The following is a 19439-nucleotide window of genomic DNA, read 5'->3' as shown; positions in this document are numbered from 1 at the left end:
CGATCATTTGATATCGTGTATCTTGACATCAAGATAAATTCACGGGTTAGGACATCCTGATCGCCCGCGAGACGCGGAATGCGGGCAGGATGGGACGTACCAGCGAAGGAGAAGCCATGAGCGTCGACACATTCCAGGCCAAGGACACTCTCGCGGTGGGGGAGAACTCCTACGACTACTACCGGCTGGACGCGGTGCAGGGCGAGGGACTCGACGTCGCCACGCTGCCCTTCAGCCTCAAGATCCTGCTCGAGGCGCTGCTGCGCACCGAGGACGGTGCCGACATCACCGCCGACGACATCAAGGCGCTGGCCGGATGGGATCCGTCGGCCGAGCCCGACCAGGAGATCCAGTTCACGCCCGCCCGCGTGATCATGCAGGACTTCACCGGTGTCCCGTGCGTCGTCGACCTCGCCACGATGCGCGAGGCCATGGTCGACCTCGGTGGCGACCCGAACAAGATCAACCCGCTCGCGCCGGCCGAGATGGTCATCGACCACTCCGTCATCGCCGATGTCTTCGGCACGCCCGAGGCGTTCGAGCGCAACGTCGAGATCGAGTACGAGCGCAACGGCGAGCGCTACAAGTTCCTCCGCTGGGGCCAGGGCGCCTTCGACAACTTCCGGGTCGTCCCGCCGGGCACCGGCATCGTGCACCAGGTGAACATCGAGCACCTCGCGCGCGTCGTCTTCACGAAGGACGCCGACGGCTCCGTCGTCGCGTACCCCGACTCCTGTGTCGGCACCGACTCGCACACGACGATGGTCAACGGCCTGGGCGTCGTCGGCTGGGGCGTGGGTGGCATCGAGGCCGAGGCCGCGATGCTCGGCCAGCCCATCAGCATGCTCATCCCGCGCGTCGTGGGCTTCAAGCTCTCCGGCGAGCTGCCGCAGGGCGCCACCGCGACCGACCTCGTGCTCACGATCACCGAGATGCTGCGCCAGCACGGCGTGGTCGGCAAGTTCGTCGAGTTCTACGGCTCCGGCGTCGGCGCCGTGCCGCTGGCCAACCGCGCCACGATCGGCAACATGAGCCCCGAGTACGGCTCCACCGTCGCGATCTTCCCGCTCGACGGCGAGACCACGAAGTACCTCGAGCTCACGGGCCGCAGCGCCGAGCAGATCGCGCTCGTCGAGGCCTACGCGAAGGCCCAGGGCCTGTGGCACGACCCCGACCACGAGCCGCGCTACTCGGAGTACCTCGAGCTGGACCTGTCGACGATCGTTCCGTCGATCGCCGGCCCGAAGCGTCCGCAGGACCGTGTCGTCCTGGCCCACGCCAAGGAGGGCTTCCGCGGAGCCCTCGCGGCGTACGTCGAGGACGGCGACCCGCAGAACGGCGCGGACTACGACGAGGCCGTCGAGGAGTCGTTCCCGGCCTCGGACGCACCGTCCTCGCACGATGACGGCACCAAGCCGCCGCGTGACTACCTGTCCTGCGTGCCCGCCGACGGCGGCCGCCCCTCGGCCCCGGTCGAGGTCACGGTCGACGGCCAGACGTTCACGCTCGACCACGGCGCGGTCACGATCGCCGCGATCACGTCGTGCACGAACACGTCCAACCCGTCGGTGATGATCGGCGCGGCCCTGCTGGCCAAGAAGGCGGTCGAGAAGGGCCTGACCCGCAAGCCGTGGGTCAAGACCACGCTCGCGCCCGGGTCGAAGGTCGTCTCGGACTACTACGACCGGTCCGGGCTGACCCCGTACCTGGACAAGCTGGGCTTCAACCTCGTCGGCTACGGCTGCACGACCTGCATCGGCAACTCCGGCCCGCTGATCCCCGAGGTCAGCGCAGCCGTCAACGAGAAGGACCTCGCGGTCGTCTCGGTGCTGTCGGGCAACCGCAACTTCGAGGGCCGGATCAACCCGGACATCAAGATGAACTACCTGGCCAGCCCGCCGCTCGTGGTGGCGTACGCGATCGCCGGCACGATGGACATGGACATCACGACCGAGTCGCTGGGTGCGGACACCGACGGCAACCCGGTGTACCTGAAGGACATCTGGCCCAGCCCCGCCGAGGTCGAGGACGTGATCCAGAGCGCGATCACCTCCGACACGTTCGACAAGGAGTACGCCGACGTCTTCGCCGGTGACGAGCGGTGGCAGAACCTGCCGACCCCCGACGGCGACACGTTCGCGTGGGACGAGGACTCGACCTACGCACGCAAGGCGCCGTACTTCGACGGCATGGCGCTCGAGCCCTCGCCGGTCACCGACATCGACGGCGCGCGCGTGCTGCTCAAGCTGGGCGACTCGGTCACGACCGACCACATCAGCCCGGCCGGCGCGATCAAGAAGGACAGCCCCGCCGGCAAGTACCTGATGGAGAAGGGCGTGGAGCCGCGCGACTTCAACTCGCTCGGCTCGCGCCGCGGCAACCACGAGGTCATGATCCGCGGCACGTTCGCCAACATCCGCCTGCGCAACCAGATCGCACCGGGCACCGAAGGCGGGTTCACGCGCGACTTCAGCACCGATGGTGAGGTCACCACGGTGTTCGACGCCTCGCAGAACTACCAGGCGGCCGGCATCCCGCTCGTCGTGCTGGCGGGCAAGGAGTACGGCTCCGGCTCGTCGCGCGACTGGGCGGCCAAGGGAACGGCGCTGCTGGGGGTCAAGGTCGTCGTCGCCGAGTCGTACGAGCGCATCCACCGCTCGAACCTGATCGGCATGGGCGTCCTGCCGCTGCAGTTCCCCGAGGGCCAGAACGCCGAGTCGCTCGGCCTGACCGGCGAGGAGACGTTCAGCGTCACCGGCGTCACCGAGCTCAACGAGGGCCGCACGCCCAAGACGGTCAAGGTGAAGGCCGGCGACGTCGAGTTCGACGCCGTCGTCCGCATCGACACCCCGGGCGAGGCGAACTACTACCGCAACGGCGGCATCATGCCGTACGTGCTGCGCTCGCTGCTCGACTGAGTCGCGACGCACCCCTCGGACGGGGCCCGGACCACACGGTCCGGGCCCCGTCCGGCATTTCTCGGGACTCGTCGAATGTTTCGTGCGTGTGTCGCTGGACTCGGGCCTCGTCACCGGATATGTTGTTTGGCACAACAAACGTGTGACGTGGCTCACTCCGGGCTGCGCACGAGGAGGAACGGAGGCGGTTCGTGTGAAGCGGACGCGCAATCTCATGCTCGCGGCGGTGCTCGGCGCGAGTCTGACGCTGGCGGCTTGCGGCAGCGACGATTCGGGGGATGACGGCGACAGCGGCGACGCGAAGGGCAAGATCGGTGTGATCCTGCCCGACACGAAGTCGTCGGTGCGCTGGGAGTCGGCCGACCGGCCGGCTCTCGAGGCGGCGTTCAAGGACGCCGGTGTGGAGTACTCGATCCAGAACGCCGAGGGCGACGCCGACAAGATGGCGACCATCGCCGACAGCATGATCGCCGACGGCGTGACGGTGCTGGCGATCGTCAACCTCGACTCCGACAGTGGCGCGTCCATCCAGGAGAAGGCCGGCAAGCAGGGCGTCAAGACGCTCGACTACGACCGCCTGACGCTCAACGGCACCGCCGACGCCTACATCTCGTTCGACAACGTCAAGGTCGGCGAGCTGCAGGGTCAGGGTCTGGCCGACTGCCTCGGTGACAAGAAGGCGAACATCGCGTTCCTCAACGGCTCGCCGACGGACAACAACGCCACGCTGTTCTCGCAGGGCGCGCACAGCGTGCTCGACAAGATCAGCACCTACACCAAGGTCGGCGAGCAGGCCGTTCCCGACTGGGACAACGACAAGGCCGTGACGATCTTCGAGCAGATGTACACCGCTGCCGACGGCAAGATCGACGGTGTCCTGGCCGCCAACGACGGTCTGGCCGGCTCGGTCATCTCGACCCTGCAGAAGAACGGGCGCGCGGGCGAGGTGCCCGTCACCGGTCAGGACGCGACGGTCGAGGGTCTGCAGAACATCCTCGCGGGCACGCAGTGCATGACGGTCTACAAGTCCGCCAAGGAAGAGGCCGGCGCGCTGGCCGACGCCGCGATCGCACTGGTCAAGGGTGACGAGCCCGAGACCAACGGCACGACGAAGGACAGCGAGAGCGGCCGCGAGGTCCCCTCGGTCCTGCTGACGCCGAAGTCCATCACGAAGGACAGCGTCGGCGACGTCATCGCCGATGGCGGTCAGTCGAAGGACGACGTCTGCGCTGGCGACTTCGCCGACAAGTGCACGGCGGCCGGCATCTCCTGATGCCCCCTGCGGTGGGTCCACGGGGCACGTCCCCGTGGACCCACCGGTCCCGTCTCCGCACCCACGTCAGAACGAAGGCCACGCGATGAGCGACACCCCGATCCTCGACCTGCGAGGAATCAACAAGAGCTTTGGCGTCGTGCACGTGCTGCACGATGTCGACTTCAAGGTCTACCCCGGACAGGTCACGGCCCTCGTCGGTGACAACGGCGCCGGCAAGTCCACCCTCGTCAAGGCGATCGCGGGCATCTACCCGATCGACAGCGGCGAGTACTACTTCGAGGGCCAGCCGGTCACCGTGCACAGCCCCAAGGACGTCGCCGATCTCGGCATCGAGATCGTCTACCAGGACCTGGCCCTGTGCGACAACCTGGACATCGTCCAGAACATGTTCCTCGGCCGCGAGATCAAGCGCCGTGGCTCGCTCGACGAGCCGGCGATGGAGCAGCGTGCCCGCGAGGCACTGGCCTCGCTCTCGGTCCGCACCGTGAAGTCCGTGCGGCAGAGCGTCTCGAGCCTCTCCGGTGGCCAGCGCCAGACCGTGGCGATCGCCAAGTCGGTGCTCTGGAACTCCAAGGTCGTCCTGCTCGACGAGCCGACCGCCGCCCTCGGCGTCGCCCAGACGCGGCAGGTGCTCGACCTCGTGCGCCGGCTCGCGGACCAGGGTCTCGGCGTCGTCCTGATCTCGCACAACATGGTCGACGTCTTCGAGGTCGCCGACCGGATCTGTGCCCTGTACCTCGGGCGGGTGGCCGCGGAGGTCAAGACCTCCGACGTGACCAACACCCAGGTGGTCGAGCTCATCACCGCGGGTCGCTCCGGCGACCTCGGTCTGGCTCCCGCCGAAGCCGCCCAGTCGATGTGAAGGACCTGACATGACCTCAGACATGAAGCTCGCCGACTCCGACTTCGCCGCGGACACCCGTTCGGAGCAGTCCGTCGGCGACGCGTTCTCTGCCTACGTCCAGCGCCTGCGCGGCGGCGACATGGGGTCGCTGCCCGCGATCCTGGGACTCGTCGTCCTGTTCATCGTCTTCAGCTTCGCCAACGAGCGCTTCCTCTCCGCGCTCAACCTGGCCAACCTGATCACGCAGGCCGGTTCGATCTGCGTGCTGGCGATGGGACTCGTGTTCGTCCTGCTGCTCGGCGAGATCGACCTGTCGGCCGGTGTCGCCGGCGGTGTCTCGGCCTGTGTGACGGCCCTCGCGATCGTGGACCACGGCTGGTCGTGGTGGCTCGCGATCCTGGCCGGACTCGCGGTCGGTGCGCTGATCGGCCTCGCGATCGGCCTGCTGGTGGCGAAACTCGGCATCCCGTCGTTCGTCGTGACCCTCGCGTTCTTCCTGGCGCTGCAGGGCGTGACGCTCAAGCTGATCGGTGAGGGCGGCTCCGTCCGCGTCGCCGATTCGGTGATCCGCGGCATCACGATCAACAACATGTCGGTCCTGTGGGGTTGGATCGCCGCGATCGGCCTCTCGGTCGCGTTCGCGGGGATCGAGCTGTACCGGCATCGCCAGAAGGTCGCCCTCAACCTGCACCACTCGCCCCTCGGCGTGGTCGTGCTGCGCATCGTGGCCGTCGCCGTGGTGCTCATCGGCGTGACGTTCGTGATGAACCTCAACCGCAGCGTCAACCCGAACTTCCCGATCCAGGGCGTGCCCTACGTGCTGCCGCTGATCGGTGTCCTGCTGATCCTGCTGACCTTCGTGCTCAGCCGGACCGCCTACGGCCGGCACATCTACGCCGTCGGCGGCAACGCCGAGGCCGCGCGCCGCGCAGGCATCCGCGTCGACCGCATCCGGGTCTCGGTGTTCGTGATCTGCTCGTCCCTCGCGGCGTTGAGCGGGATCATCGCCTCGTCGTACGTCGGCAAGGTCTCGGCCTCGTCGGGCGCCGGCAACACGCTGCTCTACGGCGTGGGCGCGGCCGTGATCGGCGGCACGAGCCTGTTCGGCGGCAAGGGTCGCGCGCAGGACGCCGTCATCGGCGGTGTCGTGATCGCGACGATCGCCAACGGTCTCGGCCTGCTCAACCAGGCGTCGTACATCAACTTCCTCGTCACCGGCGGCGTGCTGCTGCTCGCGGCCAGCGTCGATGCGATCTCGAGGCGGCGGCGTTCGGCAGCGGGCCTGGGGTGACTCAGCGCATCCCGCGCCGGGGGTCGGGCGCGAACCAGGAGGACGTGCGGCGGCACAATCTCGGCACGGTGTTGGCCCACCTCCACCGCTCGGGGCGCATGTCGCGCGCAGATCTCACGCGCCGGCTCGGCCTGAACCGCAGCACGATCGCCGGTCTCGTGGGCGAGCTGGACGAGCTCGGGCTGGCACGTCAGGTCACCCCGCGGACTCCGCGGGGGACCGGGCGGCCCTCCGTCGACGTCGTCGTCGCTCGCGAGCCGTACGTCCTCGCGGTGGACGTGCGGGTCGACGGGCTGGTCGTGGCGCGGGTCGGACTCGGGGGAGTCGTGCTCTCGCGCGCCACCGGACCGGCCGCTCCGGACCATGACCTGGACTCGACCCTGGCTGCCGTCCTGGACCTCGTCCGGGTCGTCACGCGCGACGTGCCGGCCCACGACCCGGTGGTCGGCCTCGGCATCGCCGTGCCCGGCATGATCGAGCTCGGCTCCGGACTGGTGCGGCTCGCGCCCAACCTCGGGTGGCGGGACGTGCCCTTCGCGACGCTGCTCGCCGAGCGGCTCGGTGGCGCCTTCGATCCGGTGATCGCCAACGACGCCGACCACGGTGCGATGGCCGAGCGCCTCCGCGGCGTGGGCGCCGGCGTCTCCGACCTCGTGTACCTCTCCGGTGAGGTCGGCGTCGGTGCCGGCATCATCTCGGGCGGATTCGCCGCGAAGGGCGCGACCGGGCTCGCGGGCGAGATCGGTCACCTGCCGTTCGGTGACGGCGACCGTGAATGCCACTGCGGCTCCCGTGGCTGCTGGGAGACCGAGGTCGGTGCGGCCGCGATCGGGGCCGCCGTGGGCTGCCCGCCGGAGCAGCTCGCGACCCTCGGTGCCTTCCTCGACTCACTCGACCACGACACGCCGGGCCTCGACCGCGTGGGCGAGCAGCTCGGCCGGGGCATCGCCGGCATCGTCAACCTGTTCAACCCGCGGCTCGTCGTGCTCGGCGGCTACCTCAACTCGCTCTACCGGTTCGTCGACACGCGGGTCGAGCGCGAACTGCAGCAGCGCGCGCTGTCCGCGCCACGCGCCGAGGTGCGGATCGCCCTGCCCGGCCTCGGCAAGGACTCCGTGCTCATCGGCGCTGCCGAGGCCGCCTTCGGTGCCCTGCTCGACGATCCCGTCGGCATGCTGACCAACGCGCCGACGACGGGCGACCTGCGCACCGCGGTCGTCGCCGTCAGCTGAGGGCGTCCAGCCCCACCGCGCCCGCGTACAGCGTCGTGAGCGCATGCTCGGCCGCACCTCGCGCGGCGGCGTGCAACCCCAGTTCGCTCGTGAGCACCTCTACGGCCGGCCGGCCGGCCGGGAGGAGCCCCGCGACGGCGTCGCCGACGCGCTCGGCCCACGCCGGCCCGAGCGCCGCGAAGTAGCCGCCCAGGACGATCCGGGACGGGTCCATGACCGACGTGAGCACCGCGAGGCCCCGCGCCAGGTCGGCGACGAGCCGGTCGAGGGCACGATCCACGACGGGATCCCCGACCCGCCCAGCGATCGCCTCCGCGAGGCGGACCGGCGTGTCGTCGTCGGGCCAGCCGACGTCGTCGAGCAGGGCGCGCAGGCCGACCGCCGTCTCCCAGCAGCCCTGCCGTCCGCAGCCGCACGTGACGTCGGGACGGCCGATCGGCATGTGACCGACCTCGCCGACGAGGCCGCGCTCGCCCGGGTGCAGCCGACCGTCGAGGACGACTCCCGCGCCGATCCCGACCGTGCCGGTCAGGTAGATCGCATCGCGCACGCCCACGAGCGCGCCGGTCATCACCTCGGCGAGGGCGGCGCAGTTCGCGTCGTTCTCCAGCGCGGCACCCACCGGGCCGGGAGCGAGGTCGGCGAGTCGGGCGGCCACCGCGTCGGCCCCGGCGGCGAGGTTCGGCGTGCCACCCAGGCCCGTGCCGGGCACGGCGCACACCGTGCCGAGGATCGTGAGCCCCGCGTCCTCCACGGCCTCGCGCGTGCGGGCCAGCAGCGGGCCCAGGCCCGCGAGCGGGTCGGCCGGGTCGACGGCCACGACCTCGCGGGCCAGCGTCGTGCCCGCGACGTCCACCGCGACGGCGGCGAGGTAGTCGACGTTCACCTCCAGGCCGATTCCGGCGCCCGGGCGTCCCGTGAGGCCGATCGGGCGCCCCGGCCGGCCGCGCCCGCCGGCGACCGGACCGTGCTCGCTGACCGCGCCGTGCTGCTCGAGGTCGGCGACGATCGAGCCGACCGTCGCCTTCGCGAGGCCTGTCCGCTCCGCGAGCGCGGTCCGGGTCGACGGTCCGTCACGACGGAGCGCCGTCAACACCTGGGCGGTGTTGAGGCGGCGCAGCTCCGTCGTGTCGGTGGGCAGGGCGCGCGTCACTCAGCGGACCCCGTAGAGGTGCTCGAGCGCCAGCTGGTCGAGCCGCTCGAAGGCCCAGCCGCGCGCGGCCAGCTCGTCGGGCGACGGACCGGTCGACTCGCGCAGCTCGCGCCACGTCTCACCCTCGGCGAGCGTCGGCGTGGCCAGCTCGGGCAGGCCCGAGACCTCGAGCGCGGCGACGACCTCGGGATCGGCGCGGAACGCCTGCGCCTTCTCCCGCAGGATCAGGTAATTGCGCATGCACGCCTCGGCAGCGACCCACACGCCGGCCTCGTCCTCCGAGCGCGGCGTCTTGAAGTCGAAGTGGACCGGACCGTCGTAGCCGCCCGCGAGCAGCGTGTCGACGACCCAGAAGGCACCGCGGACGTTGCCCGCACCGAACCGCAGGTCCTGGTCGTAGCGCGGGCCGTTCTGGCCGTTCAGGTCGATGTGGAAGAGCTTGCCCTGCCACATGGCCTGCGCGTAGCCGTGCGCCGCGTTGAGCCCGGCCATCTCCTCGTGACCGATCTCGGGGTTCACGCCGACGCCCTCGGGCCGGTCGAGGGTCTGGATGAACGCCAGGGCGTGACCGATCGTCGGCAGCAGGATGTCACCGCGCGGCTCGTTCGGCTTCGGCTCGATCGCGAACTTGATGTCGTACCCGTTGTCGGCGACGTACTCGCCTAGGACGTTGAAGCCCTCGCGGTACCGGTCGAGTGCCGCGGCGACGTCCTTGGAGGCGCCGCTCTCGGCGCCCTCGCGGCCGCCCCAGCACACGTAGACCTTCGCGCCCAGCTCGGCGGCGAGGTCGAGGTTCCTCATCACCTTGCGCAGTGCGTAGCGGCGGACCTCGCGGTCGTTGGACGTGAACGCGCCGTCCTTGAACATGGGGTGGGTGAACAGGTTCGTCGTCGCGGTGGTGACGGCCAGGCCGGTCTCGGCCAGTCCCTTGCGCCAGCGGTCGAGGATCTGGCCGCGGGCCGCGTCGTCGCTGTCGAAAGGGAACACGTCGTTGTCGTGGAAGTTGACGCCGTACGCACCGAGCTCGGCAAGCTTCTCGATCGCGTGGACGGGGTCCATGTCGGGGCGCGTGGGCTCGCCGAACGGGTCACGGCCGGGGTACTGGACGGTCCAGATCCCGAACGAGAACTTGTCCTCGGGGGTGGGGGTGTAGTCGGTCATGAGCTGCCTTTCATGGGTGCGGAGTCGCGGAGCGCGGCGTACGCGTCGCGCACGTCGGGGGTCGGATCGGCCTCGAGGACCTCGAGGCCCGGCAGGGGCCAGTCCGGGGGAGCGGGGGTGCCGGCGAGGGCCCACGCGGCCTGCCGGGCGGCGCCGAGGGCGACGAACTCGACCGGCGGCGGCAGGTGGACGGGTCGCCCGAGCACGGCGGGGGCGAGCGACCGCACGGCACTGCTGCGCGCCGCGCCGCCGATCAGCAGGACACGTCGGGGTGCGGTGCCGGTGAGGCCGGTGAGCGCGTCGACGGCGTCGGCGAGCGAGCACAGCAGCGCCTCGACCGCCGCGCGGGCCAGGTCGGCGCGAGTCGTGTCGGGGGTGAGTCCCGCCCACACCCCGGTGGCGCCCGGCCGGTTCGGGGTCCGCTCGCCGCCGTAGTACGGCAGCAGGGTCACGCCGCCGGCACCCGGCGTCGACTGCAACGCGAGCTCGGACAGTCCGTCGAGGTCGACTCCGAGCCAGCGGGCCTGCAGGTCGAGGATCCGGGCGGCGTTGATCGTCGTGGCCATCGGCAGGAAGTTGCCGGTCGCGTCGGCGAAGCCCGTCACGAGGCCCGTCGGGTCGGCGACGGGCGTGCTGCTGATCGCCGAGGCCACGCCGGACGTGCCGATCGAGATGGCGACGTCGCCGGGCTCCAGGCCCAGGCCCAGTGCCGCGGCCATGTTGTCGCCGGTGCCCGCGGCGAACACGAGACCGTCGTGCTCGGCCGCGACGGCACCGGGGGCGACGACCTCGGGGACCGCGGCAGCATGGCCGAGGGCCTGCTCGAGCAGGTCCGGGCACCACGCCGACTCCCGGGCGTCGTAGTAACCCGTTCCCGAGGCGTCGCCCCGGTCGGTGAAGGCGGGCGCTCCGCCCGCGAGGTGGCGCGAGACGTGGTCATGGGGGAGCAGGACCGAGGCCACGCGCGCGGCGGCCTCGGGCTGGTGGTCGCGCAGCCATCGCAGCTTCGTGGACGTGAAGGAGGCGACCAGCACGCTGCCGATCCGCTCGGCGCACGCCGCAGGGCCGCCCATCTCGCGGACGAGGTCGGCGGCGGCCTGCGCGGAGCGCGTGTCGTTCCACAGCAGGGCGTCGTGGACGGGAGCGCCGTCGGCGTCCAGGGCCACCATCCCGTGCTGCTGGCCGCCGACCGCGAGGGCCGCGGCGGAGTCCGTCAGCGGCGCGACGCAGGCGTCCGCCGCCGTGAGCCACGCCCCGGGGTCGACCGCGGTCCCCTCCGGGTGAGCCGCCCGACGCTCCTGCACCATGGTGCCGTCGTCGGCGTCGACGAGCAACGCCTTGCAGGACTGCGTCGAACTGTCGACGCCGATCACGTGAGCCACCTCACAAGGTTTAATACGACTCGTGAATTAAGTCAAGCCCGCCGGGCCGTCGCGGACCGAAATGCACCCCTCGGTGGTTGGCTGGAGACGTGACGATCCACTCCGAGCATCCGTTCGTCCCCGGCGATGGCGCGAAGGATGCGCTGCGCCGGCTCCGCGGCCGATTGGTCTCGCCCGTGACGGTGGTCACCACCGCGGCGGAGCGAGGCCCGGTCGGGCTCACGGTGTCCTCCCTCCTGGTCGTCGACGGCGATCCGGCCCACCTCATCCTCTGCGTCGATCCGGACTCGGACCTCGGCGAGGAGCTCGCACCGGGCACCCGGGCGGCGCTGAGCCTGCTCGAGGCCGGTGACACGTACCTCGCGGAGGCATTTGCCGGTGTCGCGCCCGCTCCCGGCGGTCCGTTCACCCTTGGACGTTGGGAGGCGTCGGCGTGGGGTCCGCACCTCGCCGACCGCTCGTGGTGCGGCTTCGTCGTCGACGACGTGCGGGTCCTCGGCTGGTCCCACGAGGTCACCGGCACGGTCGAGAACGTGGAGATCCTCGGCGACGGGGGACTGGCCCACGCGCGAGGCCGCTTCGGCGCGATCGGCTGACGCGCCGAGTGCCGCTCGGCGGCCCCGGGGGCGTGGTGGGCAGCCACGGCCGGTCGCTCCGCGGGCTTCGCCGGGCGTCGTTACGATGGGACAATGGCTTCCGTCCTCAGTGCGCTGTCCGGCCCTGCCGACCTCCGGCGCCTCGACGACGCGGAGCTGACCCACCTGGCGGCGGAGATCCGCGAGTTGCTGATCGAGTCGGTCGCCGCGCACGGCGGCCACCTGGGGCCCAACCTCGGCGTCGTCGAGCTGAGCATCGCGATCCACCGCGTCTTCGACTCGCCCCGCGACGCGATCGTGTGGGACACCGGGCACCAGGCCTACGTCCACAAGATGCTCACGGGCCGCGCCGCACAGTTCGAGCGGCTGCGCCAGGAGGGCGGGCTCTCGGGCTACCCCAGCCGCGCCGAGTCGCCGCACGACTGGGTCGAGAACTCGCACGCCTCCACGTCGCTGTCCTACGCCGACGGCCTCGCCCGGGCGAACGCCCTGCAGGGCAAGGACGACCATGTCGTCGCGGTCATCGGCGACGGCGCCCTCACGGGCGGCATGGCGTGGGAGGCGATCAACAACATCGCCGCGGACAAGACCCGGCGGGTCGTCATCGTCGTCAACGACAACGGCCGCTCGTACACGCCGACCGTCGGCGGTCTGGCGAACCGGCTCACCGAGATACGCACCAACCCTCGCTACGAGCCGGCCCTGCACGCGATCAAGGAGCGGATGACCACCGGCCCCAAGGTCGCCGGCGTCGTCTACGAGGCGCTGCACGCGATCAAGAAGGGCTTCAAGGACGTCCTCGCCCCGCAGGGCATGTTCGAGGACCTCGGCATCAAGTACCTCGGGCCCGTCGACGGGCACGACCGGGCCGCGCTCGAACACGCGTTGGCCGCCGCGCGGAACTTCAACGGACCTGTCCTCGTGCACGCCATCACGACGAAGGGCCAGGGCTACGACATCGCGGTCGCCAACGAGGCGGACCAGATGCACCAGGCCCACCCGTTCGACCGGTCCACGGGCGAGGCGATCACGATCGCGCCGGCCGGCTGGACGTCGGTGTTCCGCGACGAGATCGTGCGCATCGCCGACGACCGCCCCGACGTCGTCGGCATCACCGCCGCGATGCTGTACCCGACCGGGCTCGACGCGTTCGCGGACAAGTTCCCGGACCGGGTGCTCGACGTCGGCATCGCCGAGCAGCACGCCGTGACGAGCGCCGCAGGACTCGCGATGGGCGGGATGCACCCCGTCGTGGCGGTGTACGCGACGTTCGTCAACCGAGCCTTCGACCAGGTCCTGATGGACGTCGGCCTGCACCGGCAGGGCGTCACGTTCGTCCTCGACCGGGCGGGCGTCACCGGCGACGACGGCGCGAGCCACAACGGCATGTGGGACATGTCGCTGCTGCAGCTCGTGCCCGGTCTGCACCTCGCCGCGCCGCGTGACGGCAGCCGCCTGCGTGAGCTGCTGCGCGAGGCGGTCGACATCGACGACGCCCCGAGCGTCGTGCGCTTCGCCAAGGGCGCGGTGGCCGCGGATCTCGATGCGATCGACCGGATCGGGACGATCGACGTCCTGCGCCGCGACGCCGACCCCGAGGTCCTCGTGGTCGGAGTGGGGACCATGGCGCACACGGCCATCGACGTCGCGGACCTGCTGGCCGCCGACGGCGTGCGCTGCACGGTCGTGGACCCGCGCTGGGTGAAGCCGCTCGATCCGGCGCTCGTCGACCTGGCCGCCGCGCACCGGCTCGTGGTGACGATCGAGGACAACGGCCGCCAGGGTGGCGTCGGCTCGACGCTCCTGCACCTCATGAGCGACGCCGCGGTCGACGTCCCCGTCCGGATCCACGCGATCGACCAGGAGTACCTCGACCACGCCAAGCGGGACGTCATCCTGGGTCGGCTCGGCCTCACCGCCGATGCCGTCGCGGCCGACGCACTCGTCCGGTTGCGGGAATCAGCGGCGGGTGACGGACGTTGACTCCGAAGTGGTTCTCTCGACGACAAGACGCTGACCGCGATCCGATTCCGCTGATCGTCACCCTCGACGGCTTCCTGAGCGCCGGCTCTTCCGCGACGCTGGCTGCCGAGCAGTTGCGGACTCCCGATGCGGAGGTCGTGCATGCCTTCGATCTCGACGCCGTCTACGACTACCGGGCCCGCCGCCCGCCGATCACGTTCCAGCGTGACCGCTACCTCGACTACACCGAGCCGGTCCTGGAGATCACGCGGCACACCGACCGTGCGGGGTCGCCGTACCTGCTGCTCGCGGGGCCCGAACCCGACTTCGGCTGGGAGGCCTTCGCGGCCGAGGCGATCGACGTCGTCGAGGAGCTCGGCGTGCCGTTGACCGTGTCGCTCGGCGGGATCCCGATGGGCGTCCCCCACACGCGGCCGCCGCTGCTGACGATGCACGGCACCCGCCCCGAGCTGGTCGACCGCAAGAACTTCTGGAGCGCCGAGGTCACGGTGCCCTCGTCGGCGCAGTCGCTGCTGGAGTACCGGATGGGCGAGCACGGTCTCGACGCGATCGGCTACGTCGTCCACGTGCCGCACTACCTGTCACAGATCGAGTACCCGACGGCCGCGATCGCGCTCGTCGACGCGGTGGGCGTCCGACTGGGCCTGGACTTCGATCTCGAGGACCTGCGCTCGCGCCAGCCCGACTCGATCGCGCAGATCGAGCAGCAGATCGCCGAGCAGGAGGGCGAGGAGGTGCTCGCCGGCCTCGAGCGTCAGTACGACACGTTCAGTCGCGGCGCGGCCGACTCGCTGCTGGCCGACGACGACAGCCTGCCCACGGGTGACGAGCTCGCCTCCCAGGTCGAGCAGTTCTTGGCGCGTCAGCGCAAGGACGACCAGGGCTGAGCCGCGCCCCAGCGCAAGCAGGATCACGCTCGACGTCGCCCTCGTGACGGCGCTCCTTCGCTAGGATCACGAGCGTGCCTGCGTCAGTGAACGAACTCGTCGACCTGCTCGAGGTCGAGCAGCTGGAGGTCAACCTCTTCCGCGGCGGCCAGCCGGTCAGGAGCCGGCTCAAGCGGGTGTTCGGTGGCCAGGTGGCGGGGCAGGCCGTGATGGCCGCCCAGCGCACCGTCCCGGAGGACAAGTCGCTGCACTCGCTGCACGTGTACTTCATCCTCGGCGGTGACCCGAGCATTCCGATCATCTACGACGTCGAGAACGTCCGCGACGGCCGTTCCTTCGCGACGCGACGGGTCGCGGCGCGCCAGCACGGCGAGGTGATCTTCTACATGACGGCGTCGTTCCAGCGTCAGGAGGACGGCTGGGACCACCAGGACGTCCTGACGCCGACGCCGGGCCCGGACGAGGCGACGCCGATGTCCGACCTCGTCAAGTACGTGAGCCCCGATGCGGCGGAGATGTGGCTGCAGGAGTGGGGCGGCTTCGACATGCGGTACGTGGGGGACCCGCGGCCGGAGGACGATCCGTCGCGGGCGTACGTGCCCGTGGTCCAGCGGATGTGGTTCAAGGCCAGCGACCGCCTGCCCGACGACGAACTGCTGCACCGAGCGGCGTTCACGTACTACAGCGACTTCAGCCTGCTCGGTGCCGCTCTCGTGCCGCACGGCGTCCTGATCAGCTCGCCGAAGGTGCAGCCGGCCTCGCTCGACCACGTCGTGTGGTTCCACCGGCCGTTCCGGGTCGACGAGTGGCTGCTGTACGACCAGACGTCGCCGTCGGCGTCCGGCGCGCGCGGACTGAGCACCGCCCGGGTCTTCACGCTGGACGGCACCCTCGTCGCCAGCGTGGCCCAGGAGGGCCTGATCCGGCAGTCGCGCAAGCCCGACGACCGCTGAGGATCAGGACCGCTCAGACGGGCGTGACCCGGCCGACGAGGTGGGGGAGCGAGGTGCGCGAGTCCCGCACGCCGAAGGTCGTCACGTCGTCCTGGCCGGCCGTGCCGAACACGACGGTGGCCGGCAGCAGGATCGGCTTCTTGAACTCGACGTCGACCGTGAACGAGTCCGGCAGGCGGTTCTGCAGGGCCGAGAGCGCGTGCGCCTTGGTCCACATGCCGTGGGCGATCTGACGGGGGAAGCCGAACGCCTTGGCCGTCCACGGGTAGAGGTGGATCGGGTTGCGGTCGCCCGAGATCGCGCCGTAGCGCCGGCCCAGGTCGCTGCCGAGCTTCCAGTGCACGACGCCCTCGGGGGCCTCGACCCCGGCCAGCGGCGGAGCGACCGGCTCGTCGCCACCCGATCGACTGCGGAAGAGCACGGTCATCGTCTCGTCCCAGACCAGCTCACCGCCGACGTGCGCCCCGGAGACCAGCGAGATGAGCCGGCCCTTCGGGTGCGGCTCGTCCGCCGCGGCCCGCAGGCTCAGCTCGTAGATCTCCTCGCGCCCGATCGGGCGGTACTGCGTGATGCGGTTGCGCAGGTGCACCGCGCCCATCGGCGGGAACGGGAAGGCCGTGTCCGTCATGAGGGTCAGGTGCAGCGTGTGCGCGGCGATGTGCGGATACGTCGCGGGCAGGGTGTCGGACCGGAGGAAGCCGCACACCTCGTTGTAGCGGTCGAGGTGCGCCAGGTCGGTGCTCACGCGGGTGCGCTTGAGCACGGTGTCGGGCAGTCCGCCCTTCTCGTGCTTGACGCCCGGCAGGCCGCCGACGACGGGGATCGCCGGCAGCGCCGCCTTGAGCATGAGCGGCAGCCCGGCGGGCGCCTTGTCGAACGTGCGAGTGGTCACCTCAGGCACCCAGGAAGCCTTGGCCGCACACGCGGACCACGTTGCCGGAGATCGCCGACGAACCCGGGTGGCTGTACCAGGCGATCGCCTCGGCGACGTCGACGGGCTGGCCGCCCTGTGACAGGGAGCTGAGCCGGCGGCCGGCCTCGCGGATGCCCACCGGCATCGTCTTGACCATGTCGGTCTCGATGAAGCCCGGGGCGATCGCGTTGACCGTGATGCCGCGGTCGCTGACCCGCGGCGCGAGGGCCTGGACGAAGCCGATGACCCCGGCCTTGGCGGTGCCGTAGTTGGTCTGGCCGTTGTTGCCGGCGATGCCGGCGATCGACGAGATGCCGATGACGCGGCCGCCCTGGCGGATGAGCTTGTTCTCCAGCAGGTACGCCGTGATGCGCTCGGGGGCGCCCACGCTGATGTCGACGACCTTGGCCCAGTTCTCGGCCTTCATGTTCCGCAGGCGCTTGTCGCGCGTGATGCCGGCGTTGTGCACGACGATGTCGACGCCGTCGCCCAGACCCGCGGCGATCGTCTCGGCCGCGTCGTCGGCGGTGATGTCGGCGACGATCGAGGTGCCGCCGAGCTCGCTCATGAGGGCGTCGAGGTCGGCCTGCAGCGGCGGGACGTCCACGCCGATGATCGTGGCGCCGTCGCGGTGCAGCGTCTTGGCCATGGCCGCTCCCAGTCCGCGCGAGGCGCCCGTGACGAGGGCGACCTTGCCGGTGAGGGGCTTGGCGGGGTCGGCGGGCGCGTCGGCGTCGACGAGCTCGGTCGTGCCGATGCGGACGACCTGACCGTCGACGAACGCCGACTTGGCCGAGAGCAGGAACTCGAGGGTCGAGGACAGGGCGCCGGTCGACTCGGGGGTCACGTACACGAGGTTGGCGGTGCTGCCGTTCGCGCCGATCTCCTTGCCGAGCGAGCGGACGAAGCCCTCGAGGCCGCGCTGGGCGATCGCGGCACCGATCGTCTCGGTGCGGTCGGGAGCCAGACCGATCACGACGATGCGCGCGCACCGCGCGAGGCTGCGCAGGACGGGCGTGAAGAACTCCTGCAGGGCGACCGTGGCGTCGGCGGAGTCCAGGCCGGTCGCGTCGAACACGAGGCCCTTGTAGCGGCGCCCCTGGGCGCTGACCGTCGTGGTGTCGATGCCGGAGGCCTTCAGTACGGAGGGCAGATCGGCCGCGACCAGGCCGGTGCCGCCGATGAGGACGGGGCCGTCGACCAGCGCACCACCGCGGTACCGCTCCAGCTCGGGCGGGTTGGGCAGGCCGAGGTTCTTCACGAGGAACTGGCCGATGGGGTTCTGGATCATCGACTTGTAACGGTCGCTCATCGCGCGGTGTGTCCTATCTCTCTGGAGTCTCGGATACCATCGGTATCTGAAAGCGTTAGGGTGACTCTAGCCTGCCCGACAGCGCCACGGCAAAGGAAAGCGACGAAGGTCGCAGACGAAAGGTTCGACATGGCTGACAAGCCCGCCCAGAAGAAGGCCCAGAAGCCCTCGGCCCCCGCCGGCACCGTCCGTCGCGTCGCCGTCATCGGCGGAAACCGGATCCCGTTCGCCCGCTCGAACACGGTCTACACCGGCGTCTCCAACCAGGACATGCTCACCGCGGCCCTCGACGGTCTGGTCGATCGCTTCGACCTGCAGGGCGAGCGCGTCGGCGAGGTCGTCGCCGGTGCCGTCCTCAAGCACAGCCGCGACTTCAACCTGACCCGTGAGGTCGTGCTCGGCTCCAAGCTCGCGCCCACGACGCCGGCCACCGACCTGCAGCAGGCCTGCGGGACGGGCCTGCAGGCCGCCTTCCAGGTCGCCAACAAGATCGCGCTCGGCAAGATCGAGACGGGCATCGCCGGCGGTACCGACACCACGTCCGACGCCCCGCTGGCCGTCAACGACAAGCTCCGCAAGATCCTGCTCGAGGCCAACCAGGCCAACGCCAAGGGTGACAAGAAGGCCCTGTTTAAGCTGTTCTCGAAGATCCGGCCGTCGTACCTGGCCCCCGACCAGCCGCGCAACGTCGAGCCGCGCACCGGCCTGTCGATGGGCGACCACCAGGCCATCACCACCAAGGAGTGGGGCATCACCCGCGAGGCGCAGGACGAGCTCGCCGCGCGCTCGCACCAGAACCTCGCGAAGGCCTGGGACGAGGGCTGGCAGGACGACCTCGTCTCGCCGTTCAACGGCGTCGAGAAGGACACCCACCTGCGACCGGACTCCACGGTCGAGAAGCTCGCGAAGCTCAAGCCCGTCTTCGGCAAGCAGTTCGGCGAGGCCGCGACCATGACGGCCGGCAACTCGACGCCGCTGTCCGACGGCGCGTCGGTCGCGCTGTTCGCCTCGGAGGAGGAGGCGGCCCGTCGCGGCTGGGACGTCCAGGCGTACCTCGTCGACTACGAGACCGCTGCCGTCGACTACGTCAACGGTGGCGAGGGCCTGCTCATGGCGCCCGCGTACGCCGTGCCGCGGATGCTCGCCCGCCAGGGGCTGACGCTGCAGGACTTCGACTTCTACGAGATCCACGAGGCGTTCGCGGGCCAGGTGCTGACGACCCTCGCGGCGTGGGAGGACGCGGACTTCTGCAAGCAGAAGCTCGGCCTCGACGCACCGCTGGGCGCGATCGACCGCAGCAAGCTCAACGTCAAGGGCTCCTCGCTGGCGGCGGCGCACCCGTTCGCCGCGACCGGCGGCCGGATCGTGGCGAACCTCGCCAAGCTGCTGCAGGAGAAGGGATCGGGCCGTGGTCTGATCTCGATCTGCGCCGCGGGCGGTCAGGGCGTCGTGGCGATCCTGGAGCGCTGACTCCACGGACGCACGTCGAAGGCCGGTGGCAATCGCCACCGGCCTTCGGCGTCTGGAACGTGGAGTGG

General features: G+C 70.7%; 15 protein-coding genes. 10 read left to right on the top strand and 5 right to left on the bottom strand.

The features are described from left to right. The first annotated feature begins 116 nt into the window (after positions 1-116). The 5 genes from ACT26F_RS06490 to ACT26F_RS06470 all read left to right on the top strand — a co-directional run bounded on the left by ACT26F_RS06490 (position 117) and on the right by ACT26F_RS06470 (position 7561). Positions 117-2918, top strand: a complete 2802-nt coding sequence (locus ACT26F_RS06490; protein ID WP_471669691.1) for an aconitate hydratase — start codon at positions 117-119, stop codon at positions 2916-2918. Between the two features lie 193 nt (positions 2919-3111). After that, positions 3112-4191, top strand: coding sequence for a sugar ABC transporter substrate-binding protein (locus ACT26F_RS06485; protein ID WP_471669690.1), 1080 nt, complete (start codon positions 3112-3114; stop codon positions 4189-4191). Positions 4192-4276: 85 nt separating this feature from the next. Beyond that, the gene (locus ACT26F_RS06480) at positions 4277-5056 is read left to right on the top strand and encodes an ATP-binding cassette domain-containing protein (RefSeq protein ID WP_471669689.1); all 780 of its coding nucleotides are present in this window, start codon (positions 4277-4279) and stop codon (positions 5054-5056) included. Between the two features lie 10 nt (positions 5057-5066). Further along, on the top strand, positions 5067-6329 hold the full coding sequence (locus ACT26F_RS06475; protein ID WP_471669688.1) for a sugar ABC transporter permease: 1263 nt from the start codon (positions 5067-5069) through the stop codon (positions 6327-6329). After that, positions 6326-7561, top strand: a complete 1236-nt coding sequence (locus tag ACT26F_RS06470) for an ROK family transcriptional regulator (RefSeq protein WP_471669687.1) — start codon at positions 6326-6328, stop codon at positions 7559-7561. The genes ACT26F_RS06475 and ACT26F_RS06470 overlap by 4 nt, the downstream gene beginning before the upstream one ends. On the opposite strand, the gene ACT26F_RS06465 is transcribed toward ACT26F_RS06470, so the two are convergent. The 3 genes from ACT26F_RS06465 to xylB are packed head-to-tail and all read right to left on the bottom strand — an operon-like array spanning position 7554 to position 11257. After that, a complete protein-coding gene (locus tag ACT26F_RS06465; protein ID WP_471669686.1) occupies positions 7554-8714 on the bottom strand; it encodes an ROK family transcriptional regulator in 1161 nt (386 codons plus the stop codon). The genes ACT26F_RS06470 and ACT26F_RS06465 overlap by 8 nt on opposite strands. Then, positions 8715-9875: a xylose isomerase gene (xylA, locus tag ACT26F_RS06460; protein ID WP_471669685.1), complete on the bottom strand. Its 1161-nt coding sequence runs from the start codon at positions 9873-9875 to the stop codon at positions 8715-8717. Further along, a complete protein-coding gene (gene xylB, locus ACT26F_RS06455) occupies positions 9872-11257 on the bottom strand; it encodes a xylulokinase (protein WP_471669684.1) in 1386 nt (461 codons plus the stop codon). The genes xylA and xylB overlap by 4 nt, the downstream gene beginning before the upstream one ends. Positions 11258-11346: 89 nt before the next feature. On the opposite strand from xylB, the gene ACT26F_RS06450 reads away from it, so the two are divergent. From ACT26F_RS06450 to ACT26F_RS06435, 4 genes are all read left to right on the top strand, one after another. Beyond that, the gene (locus ACT26F_RS06450) at positions 11347-11853 is read left to right on the top strand and encodes a flavin reductase family protein (RefSeq protein ID WP_471669682.1); all 507 of its coding nucleotides are present in this window, start codon (positions 11347-11349) and stop codon (positions 11851-11853) included. A gap of 93 nt (positions 11854-11946) precedes the next feature. After that, on the top strand, positions 11947-13836 hold the full coding sequence (gene dxs, locus ACT26F_RS06445; protein ID WP_471669681.1) for a 1-deoxy-D-xylulose-5-phosphate synthase: 1890 nt from the start codon (positions 11947-11949) through the stop codon (positions 13834-13836). Then, positions 13833-14723, top strand: a complete 891-nt coding sequence (locus ACT26F_RS06440; protein WP_471669680.1) for a proteasome assembly chaperone family protein — start codon at positions 13833-13835, stop codon at positions 14721-14723. The genes dxs and ACT26F_RS06440 overlap by 4 nt, the downstream gene beginning before the upstream one ends. A 74-nt stretch (positions 14724-14797) precedes the next feature. Beyond that, positions 14798-15676 (top strand): acyl-CoA thioesterase, encoded by an 879-nt coding sequence (locus ACT26F_RS06435; RefSeq protein ID WP_471669679.1) that lies wholly within the window; start codon positions 14798-14800, stop codon positions 15674-15676. A gap of 13 nt (positions 15677-15689) precedes the next feature. Here ACT26F_RS06435 and ACT26F_RS06430 read toward each other — a convergent pair whose 3' ends face one another. Further along, the gene (locus ACT26F_RS06430) at positions 15690-16568 is read right to left on the bottom strand and encodes a MaoC family dehydratase (RefSeq protein ID WP_471669678.1); all 879 of its coding nucleotides are present in this window, start codon (positions 16566-16568) and stop codon (positions 15690-15692) included. A 1-nt stretch (position 16569) separates the two neighbouring features. Next, entirely contained in the window at positions 16570-17901 is a 1332-nt protein-coding gene (locus tag ACT26F_RS06425) for a 3-oxoacyl-ACP reductase (RefSeq protein ID WP_471669677.1), read from the bottom strand. A gap of 129 nt (positions 17902-18030) precedes the next feature. On the opposite strand from ACT26F_RS06425, the gene ACT26F_RS06420 reads away from it, so the two are divergent. Then, positions 18031-19371 carry an acetyl-CoA C-acetyltransferase gene (locus ACT26F_RS06420; protein ID WP_471669676.1) on the top strand — a complete coding sequence of 447 codons (1341 nt, stop codon included), beginning with the start codon at positions 18031-18033 and terminating at the stop codon, positions 19369-19371. The last annotated feature ends 68 nt before the right edge of the window (positions 19372-19439 follow it).

This window comes from Aeromicrobium sp. SP1, assembly GCF_055663785.1.
The sequence above is the reverse complement of the archived record's forward strand: the minus strand, read 5'-3'. Positions and strand labels throughout refer to the sequence as shown.

What these genes read in the sequence shown, in the direction of transcription:
- ACT26F_RS06490 (WP_471669691.1), top strand. Translation starts at nt 117, where the DNA reads ATGAGCGTCGACACATTCCAGGCCAAGGACACTCTCGCGGTGGGGGAG.
- ACT26F_RS06425 (WP_471669677.1), bottom strand. Translation starts at nt 17,901, where the DNA reads ATGAGCGACCGTTACAAGTCGATGATCCAGAACCCCATCGGCCAGTTC.
- ACT26F_RS06475 (WP_471669688.1), top strand. Translation starts at nt 5,067, where the DNA reads ATGACCTCAGACATGAAGCTCGCCGACTCCGACTTCGCCGCGGACACC.
- dxs (WP_471669681.1), top strand. Translation starts at nt 11,947, where the DNA reads ATGGCTTCCGTCCTCAGTGCGCTGTCCGGCCCTGCCGACCTCCGGCGC.
- xylA (WP_471669685.1), bottom strand. Translation starts at nt 9,875, where the DNA reads ATGACCGACTACACCCCCACCCCCGAGGACAAGTTCTCGTTCGGGATC.
- ACT26F_RS06480 (WP_471669689.1), top strand. Translation starts at nt 4,277, where the DNA reads ATGAGCGACACCCCGATCCTCGACCTGCGAGGAATCAACAAGAGCTTT.
- ACT26F_RS06420 (WP_471669676.1), top strand. Translation starts at nt 18,031, where the DNA reads ATGGCTGACAAGCCCGCCCAGAAGAAGGCCCAGAAGCCCTCGGCCCCC.